This is a genomic window from Kitasatospora sp. LaBMicrA B282 (assembly GCF_050325825.1).
Lineage (GTDB): Bacteria > Actinomycetota > Actinomycetes > Streptomycetales > Streptomycetaceae > Kitasatospora.
Genome location: NZ_JBNQTI010000268.1, coordinates 1 through 6,864 on the forward strand (window position 1 = coordinate 1; position 6,864 = coordinate 6,864).

8 protein-coding genes and 1 pseudogene are annotated in these 6,864 nt (G+C 71.4%); 4 read left to right on the forward strand and 5 right to left on the reverse strand.

The annotated features are described in order from the left end of the window. The first annotated feature begins 342 nt into the window (after positions 1 to 342). The 3 genes from ychF to ACQRUO_RS37630 all read left to right on the forward strand — a co-directional run bounded on the left by ychF (position 343) and on the right by ACQRUO_RS37630 (position 2,149). Complete coding sequence (gene ychF / locus ACQRUO_RS37620; RefSeq protein WP_428320679.1) at positions 343 to 1,416, forward strand: redox-regulated ATPase YchF; 1,074 nt, start codon at positions 343 to 345, stop codon at positions 1,414 to 1,416. Positions 1,417 to 1,616: 200 nt separating this feature from the next. Then, a complete protein-coding gene (locus ACQRUO_RS37625) occupies positions 1,617 to 1,898 on the forward strand; it encodes a type II toxin-antitoxin system Phd/YefM family antitoxin (protein WP_031076460.1) in 282 nt (93 codons plus the stop codon). Next, positions 1,895 to 2,149 (forward strand): Txe/YoeB family addiction module toxin, encoded by a 255-nt coding sequence (locus tag ACQRUO_RS37630; RefSeq protein ID WP_428320680.1) that lies wholly within the window; start codon positions 1,895 to 1,897, stop codon positions 2,147 to 2,149. Before ACQRUO_RS37625 ends, ACQRUO_RS37630 begins: the two co-directional genes overlap by 4 nt. A 66-nt stretch (positions 2,150 to 2,215) precedes the next feature. On the opposite strand, the gene ACQRUO_RS37635 is transcribed toward ACQRUO_RS37630, so the two are convergent. From ACQRUO_RS37635 to ACQRUO_RS37655, 5 genes and pseudogenes are all read right to left on the reverse strand, one after another. Then, positions 2,216 to 2,476 carry a Txe/YoeB family addiction module toxin gene (locus ACQRUO_RS37635; protein WP_428320681.1) on the reverse strand — a complete coding sequence of 87 codons (261 nt, stop codon included), beginning with the start codon at positions 2,474 to 2,476 and terminating at the stop codon, positions 2,216 to 2,218. Beyond that, positions 2,473 to 2,730: a type II toxin-antitoxin system Phd/YefM family antitoxin gene (locus ACQRUO_RS37640; protein WP_428320682.1), complete on the reverse strand. Its 258-nt coding sequence runs from the start codon at positions 2,728 to 2,730 to the stop codon at positions 2,473 to 2,475. Before ACQRUO_RS37640 ends, ACQRUO_RS37635 begins: the two co-directional genes overlap by 4 nt. A 203-nt stretch (positions 2,731 to 2,933) precedes the next feature. After that, positions 2,934 to 3,593 carry an HAD-IA family hydrolase gene (locus ACQRUO_RS37645; RefSeq protein ID WP_428320683.1) on the reverse strand — a complete coding sequence of 220 codons (660 nt, stop codon included), beginning with the start codon at positions 3,591 to 3,593 and terminating at the stop codon, positions 2,934 to 2,936. 52 nt (positions 3,594 to 3,645) lie between these two features. Beyond that, a pseudogene (locus ACQRUO_RS37650) lies at positions 3,646 to 4,796 on the reverse strand (dihydrofolate reductase family protein). A 38-nt stretch (positions 4,797 to 4,834) separates the two neighbouring features. Further along, on the reverse strand, positions 4,835 to 5,416 hold the full coding sequence (locus ACQRUO_RS37655) for a pyridoxamine 5'-phosphate oxidase family protein (RefSeq protein WP_428320684.1): 582 nt from the start codon (positions 5,414 to 5,416) through the stop codon (positions 4,835 to 4,837). 158 nt (positions 5,417 to 5,574) lie between these two features. On the opposite strand from ACQRUO_RS37655, the gene ACQRUO_RS37660 reads away from it, so the two are divergent. Next, the gene (locus ACQRUO_RS37660; protein ID WP_428320685.1) at positions 5,575 to 6,387 is read left to right on the forward strand and encodes a methyltransferase domain-containing protein; all 813 of its coding nucleotides are present in this window, start codon (positions 5,575 to 5,577) and stop codon (positions 6,385 to 6,387) included. The last annotated feature ends 477 nt before the right edge of the window (positions 6,388 to 6,864 follow it).

The window sequence follows — 6,864 nt, forward strand, 5'->3', positions numbered from 1 at the left end:
CCGCGGGCCACCCGCTGGCGCAACCGGGCCAGCGGGGCGACGCCGCCGGAGGCGGCCCGGAGTCTGGAGGGCCGTGCGGCGACGGCATCGCGGGGCACGGCCGGCCCCGGAACGGCGGCCTCGCGGGACCCGCCGCCGGCTGGCGGTCGGGGCCGGGGCCCGGGCGGCTGGGTACGGATGCTCTGCTCCACATGCCCAACGTACGGTCCGATTTACATCACCTTGGGTAATGACGCCTCAAGACCTCGTCCGTGTCCTGCCCCGTTAGACTGGGCGGTCGGCCCGCACGCTATCGCCGCACGGCGCCGAACCCATGCCCTCCAAGCCCCGGGATCTCGCTTCATGTCGCTCACGATCGGAATCGTCGGCCTGCCGAATGTCGGCAAGTCGACCCTGTTCAACGCCCTGACCAAGAACGACGTCCTGGCGGCCAACTACCCCTTCGCCACCATCGAGCCCAACGTCGGCGTGGTCGGCGTCCCGGACACGCGACTGGCCAAGCTGGCCGAGATCTTCGGCTCGCAGCGGATCCTGCCCGCCACCGTCGACTTCGTGGACATCGCCGGCATCGTCCGCGGCGCCTCCGAGGGCGAGGGCCTGGGCAACAAGTTCCTCGCCAACATCCGCGAGGCGAACGCGATCTGCCAGGTCGTGCGGGCCTTCACCGACCCCGACGTGGTCCACGTGGACGGCAAGGTCTCGCCCAAGGACGACATCGAGACCATCCACACCGAGCTGATCCTGGCCGACCTGCAGACCATCGAGAAGGTCCTGCCGCGGCTGCAGAAGGAAGCCCGGCTGAAGAAGGAGACCGCCCAGGTGCTGGCCGCCGCCGAGGCGGCGCAGGCCGTCCTGGAGACCGGCAAGACCCTGTTCGAGGCGGGCTTCGACACCACCCCGGTCCGCGACCTCCACCTGCTCACCGCCAAGCCCTTCCTCTACGTCTTCAACGTGGACGAGGCCGAGCTGGCCGACGAGGACTTCAAGGACGCCCAGCGCGCCCTGGTCGCCCCCGCCGAGGCGATCTTCCTCAACGCCAAGATCGAGTCCGAGCTGATCGAGCTGGACGACGAGGAGGCCCTGGAGCTGCTCCAGTCGATGGGCCAGGAGGAGCCCGGCCTGGCCACCCTGGCCCGGGTCGGCTTCGACACCCTGGGCCTGCAGACCTACCTCACCGCCGGCCCCAAGGAAACCCGCGCCTGGACCATCAGGAAGGGCGCCACCGCCCCCGAGGCGGCCGGTGTGATCCACACCGACTTCCAGAAGGGCTTCATCAAGGCCGAGGTCATCTCCTTCGCCGACCTGGTCGAGACCGGCTCCATCGCCGAGGCCCGCTCCAAGGGCAAGGCCCGCATCGAGGGCAAGGAGTACGTCATGCAGGACGGCGACGTGGTGGAGTTCCGCTTCAACGTGTGATCAAGCCGCTACTGCATGTCATTTGATTTGGCAAGTGTGCAGGTCGGAGAGGGTCGGACTCCATGGAGTCCGACCCTCTCCTCATTTCCGTGCTGACTTGGTGCTGACGTGCGGGAGTCCGCATCGGCCGTCGCTCCACCCGGGAGCCCCGCTTGAGTGGTACGTTATTCGGTACCACTCGCTGAAGGGGGGTACGCGCGATGTCCATCACTGCGAGCGAGGCCCGCAGGGACCTCTTCCCGTTGATCAAGAAGGTCAACGAGGATCATGACGCCATCGAGATCGTGTCCAAGCACGGAAACGCCGTGCTCGTCTCAGCCGAGGATTACGCCTCCTTGCGCGAGGGCTCCTATCTCCTGCGTTCGCCGGCGAATGCGCGTCGCTTGCTGAAGGCGTACGACAATGCGCTGAACGGCATAGGGCTCTCCGAGCGCACACTCATCGACCCCGACTCGGCGGATGCCGGGCGGGGTGTCGAGTGAGGCTCGTCTTCGAAGAGCAGGGCTGGGAGGACTACACGTCCTGGCTCAAGAACGATCGCAAGACGCTCGCCCGGATCAACAAGCTCGTCGAGGACGTCCTGCGCGACCCGTTCACCGGGATCGGTAAGCCTGAACCACTGAAGTATCACTTGCCCGGGGCTTGGTCGCGGAGGATTGATGACGAGCATCGTCTCGTCTACCTGGTTACGGATCGAGAGATCATCGTCCTGGCTGCCCGCTACCACTATTGATTGCTGGTTGGCCGAGCGGCACGCTGGTTGCTGCCGTGTCACGCTCGACGACTCGCATCACCGGGGTCAACTCTCGTAGTGATAGCGGCATTGGGCGACGAGGACCGAGTCGTCGGTGACCTTGTGGATGAGACGGTGCTCGTCATTGATCCGACGCGACCAGTAGCCCTGGAACCCGTGCTTGAGTGGTTCGGGTTTCCCGATTCCCTCGTTGCCGTTGCGTGCCACGTCGGCGATGAGCGTGTTGATCCGCTTGAGGATCTTGCGGTCCTGGAGTTGCCACCACAGGTAGTCCTCCCAGGCCCGGGAGGAAAAGACGATCTTCACTCGGGATTCGCCAGCTCCTGTACGGTCCCGCCGCCACTCTCCAGTTCCTCGATGGAGGCCAGGAGGCGGCGCGCGTTCGCGGGGCTGCGCAGCAGGTAGGCAGTCTCCTTCAGGGACTGGTAGTCCTCCAGGGAGACGATGACCACCGGCTCGCGTCCAGCACGAGTGATCACTATCTCCTCGCGGTCGTCCGTGACCGCGTTGAGCACCTCGGCGTACCGTGCGCGCGACTCCGAGTAGGTCATGGTCTTCATGGCTCGGCTCCTCCGGTAGGTACAAGAAACTGTACGTCTGTGCTGGAGTGGCGACAAGCCTGGTCGGGGGCGCTTTTGGTCGTCCGCCGCAGGTCGGGTCCGGCCCGGCATTCGTTCCGCTTCGACGTCTGACGTCGGTCACCGCTGTTTCCTCGCCCGGTCCGCCTGTTCGGCGGGCCGGGCGGTGTGGTGTCCGGGGCCGGTCAGGGGTGCAGGCGGACCACCAGGGTGCCGTCCGGGCCCGGGGTGAGGCGGACCTGGTGCAGGGTGTCGACGTGGGCGGTCGGCTGGTGGGGGAGGGCGCGGGGGCCGACGCCCAGCACGCGCATGCCGGCGGCGCGGCCGGCGGCTATGCCGGCGCCGGAGTCCTCCAGGACCAGGCAGTCGGCCGGGTCGACGCCCAGCTCGGCGGCGGCCTTGAGGAAGCCCTCGGGGTCGGGCTTGCTGGCGCTCACCGATTCGGCGGTGACGGCGAGGGCGGGCATCGGCAGGCCGGCGGCGGCCATCCGGGTGCGGGCCAGGGCCAGGTCGGCGGAGGTGACCAGGGCGTGCGGGTGGCCGGCCAGCGCGGCCAGGAAGGCGGCGGCGCCCGGCACCTCGACCACCCCGTCGGTGTCGGCGGTCTCGGCGGCGAGCATCTCCCGGTTCTCGGCCAGGTTCTGCTCGGTCGGCCGGTCGGGCAGCAGGATCGCCATGCTCAGATGGCCCTGCCGGCCGTGCACCACCGACATCACGTGGTCGCCGTCGAGGTCGTGCGCGGCGGCCCAGCGGCGCCAGCAGCGTTCCACGACGGCGTCGGAGTTGACCAGGGTCCCGTCCATGTCCAGCAGCAGGGCGCGGACGGTGAGCTCGGTGGCGGTCATGCCGGGGGTCTCCTCAGACGGGGGCGGCGTGCTGCGGGCGCCCTGCGGCGCCTTATGTTCCCTCAGGATACAAAAGGTGCCGGTTCACCTCCCGGGCCGCCCCCGCCAGCTCCGACAGCTCCACCACCGCGACGCCGGCCGCGGTCAGTCGGTCCAGGCCCTCGCAGCCGGTGACGAACAGGTCGGGCTCGCGCCAGGCGACCACCACGCGCGGGATCCCGGCGGCCAGCACCAGCTCGGCGCACGGCTGCGGGCGCGAGGCGCGGCGGCTGCACGGCTCCAGCGAGCTGTACAGGGTCGCGGTGCGCAGCCGCGGGTCGCCGGCCGGCAGCTTGCGCAGGGCGGCCTCCTCGGCGTGCTCGACCGGGTCCTGCTCGCGGCTGTACCCCTCGGCCAGCACGGTGCCGTCGGCGGCCACCAGCACCGCGCCGACCGAGAAGGCGGTGGCCGAGGGCGGGCACTGCCGGGACAGCTCGATCGCCCGGGCCAGGAAGCGCCGGTCCGGCTCGGTGGGGGTGCTCACGAGGAGGTCTCCTTGGGTGCGTACCGGAGCAGGACCACGTCGCCGACCTGCTCGGTGCCGAGCAGGTGCAGCCGTCGGGTACTGCCGCCGGGGAAGTCGGCCGGGTTGACGAAGCGCGGCGCCGCGGCGTGGCCGACCAGCAGCGGGGCGATCGCCAGCTGCAGTTCGTCGGCCAGCCCCGCGGCGAGGAACTGGGTGTGCACCGAGCCGCCGCCCTCGACCATCAGCCGGCCCACCCCGCGCCGCCCGAGGTCGTCCAGCAGCGCCCCCAGGGCGAGCTCCGGCCCGAGCGCGACCACCTCGGCCAGCCCGGCCAGCCGCTCGCGCAGCCCGGGCGCGGCCCGGTCCGTCGTGTAGACCAGGCGCTGCCCGCCGGTGTGCCAGAAGCGCAGCCCGGCATCGAGGTCGCCGCTCGCGCTGAGGGTGACCTTGACCGGGTGGGCCGGGCGTCCCGCGGCCACCCGGGCGGCCCGCCGCTCGGGGTCGTTGACCAGCAGTCGGGGGTTGTCGCGGCGCAGCGTGGTGGAGCCGACCAGGATCGCGTCGCTGGCGGCCCGCAGCCGGTCCACCCGGTCGAAGTCGGCCGGGTGGGAGAGCAGCAGGCGCTCGGGGGTGGCGTCGTCCAGGTAGCCGTCGATCGACATCGCGGCGCTGAGCAGCACGTGGGGGCGGGTGGCCATGGCGTCCACGGTACGGCGCCGCGGTGGCGGGGTGCGGCTCAGGGCCGGGGCGGCAGCGGGAGCGGGAGCCCGGGCAGGCCGTCCACGCTGGCCCCGACGTACTCCTTGCCGGCGCAGTAGTCGGCGAACTCCGGGTCGCTCTTGCGCTCGAAGAAGTCCCGGTGCAGCGACCGGTCCTCGCGGTACTCCAGGTACGGCACGGCGAAGCCGCAGGAGTCGCTGATCCGCTCCGCGTGCACCAGCACCACCGCGCGCAGGCCCGCGCCGTCCGCGGTCGCCGGGAAGCGGCCGAGCAGCTCGGCGAACCGCGGGTCGTCCCGGAAGACCGGCTCGCCGCGCCCGTGCACCCGCAGCACGGTGGGCGGGCCGGTGAAGGCGCACCACATGAGCGTGATCCGGCCGTTCTCGCGCAGGTGCGCGATGGTCTCGGCGTGGCTGCCGCCGAAGTCGAGGTAGGCCACGGTCAGCTCGTCCAGCACCGCGAGGGTGCCGCTGCGGCCCTTCGGGGAGAGGTTCACGTGGCCGTCGCCGGCCAGTGGTGCGGTGGCGGTGAAGAAGACGGGCTGGGCCTCGATGAACGAGCGCAGCCGGGGTTCGATCCGGTGGTAGCTCTTTCCCATGGCCCGAATTATTCGCCCGGCCCGTGCGCGAGGTGAAGCCGAATCTCCGGAAGTCTCGCATCCTGAGATAGATCTTCTTGAAACGTGAGACAGTGGCTAGGCTCCGAACGGCCCCCGGGGAACCCCGAACCGGTCTCGATCCGCCTGTAGGAGCAGCCATGACGGAACATCAGACGGTCTACACGCACGGTCACCAGGAGCCGGTGCTGCGCTCGCACCGCAGTCGCACGGTGGCCAACTCGGCCGGCTACCTGCGGCCCGAGCTGCGCCCGGGGCAGACGGTGCTGGACATCGGCTGCGGCCCCGGGACGATCACCGCCGACCTGGCGGAGCTGGTCGGGCCCACGGGTCGGGTGGTGGCGGTGGACAGCTCGGCCGAGGTGCTGGCGCAGGCCGCCGACCACGTGGCCGGGCGCGGCCTGACCAACGTGGAGTTCGCGGTCGGCGACGTCCACCGGCTGGAGTACGCCGACGGCACCTTCGACGTGGTCCACGCCCACCAGGTGCTGCAGCACGTGGCCGACCCGGTGGCCGCGCTGCGCGAGCTGCGCCGGGTGCTGGCCCCGGGCGGCGTGCTGGGCGCCCGGGACGCCGACTACGCGGCGATGACCTGGTACCCCGAACTGCCCGAGCTGGCCGGCTGGCTGGACGTGTACCGGCGGACCGCCCGGGCCAACGGCGGCGAGCCGGACGCCGGGCGGCGGCTGCTGGCCTGGGCCCGGGCGGCCGGCTTCCCCGAGGTGACGGCGTCCAGCTCCACCTGGACCTACGCCACGCCGGGCGAGCGGCTGTGGTGGGGCGGCCTGTGGGCCGACCGGATCGAGGACTCCGGGCTGGCCCGCACCGCGCAGCAGCACGGCGTCGCGGACCGGGCCGAGCTGGCGGAGATCGCCGAGGGCTGGCGCCGCTGGACGCTGGAGCCGGACGGCTGGTTCGCCGTGCTGCACGGCGAGGTGCTGGCCCGGGGGTGAGGCGACTGATGCTCTGTCGGCAGTCGGGCCGGGGTGCCGCGCCGGGAGTCGGTCCGGGATCGGGAGCGTATCGGTCGGGGATCGGTACCGGTCAGGACCTTGCGTCCGGGCGGGCGGCGAGCCACCCTTGCGATAGTCGTACGTGTGGCGTCTGTTCGGCGTCGAAGCGTCGCACGTGCCGACCGGACGGGGGAGACGGGGGCGGGTATGCGCATCGGTGGTCGCAGGCCGGCACGGGTGACGTGTCGGCCGACCTAGTCGGATACGAACCAGGTGGCCTGTGGCGGCGGACCGGGTGGACCGGGTCCGCACGTCCGCCGGCGCCGCGTCTTACGTGCCGTTAACCCGGTTGCCCGGGTGCGTGACGGCGCCGAAACCTCGTCCGTACCTCCCGTTAGCGGGTCGTCCCTAGCCTCAGGGCGGGGACGGCCGATGCCGCGCCGGGCCCGACTCGACCCCCACCGAGCCGGGCCCGGC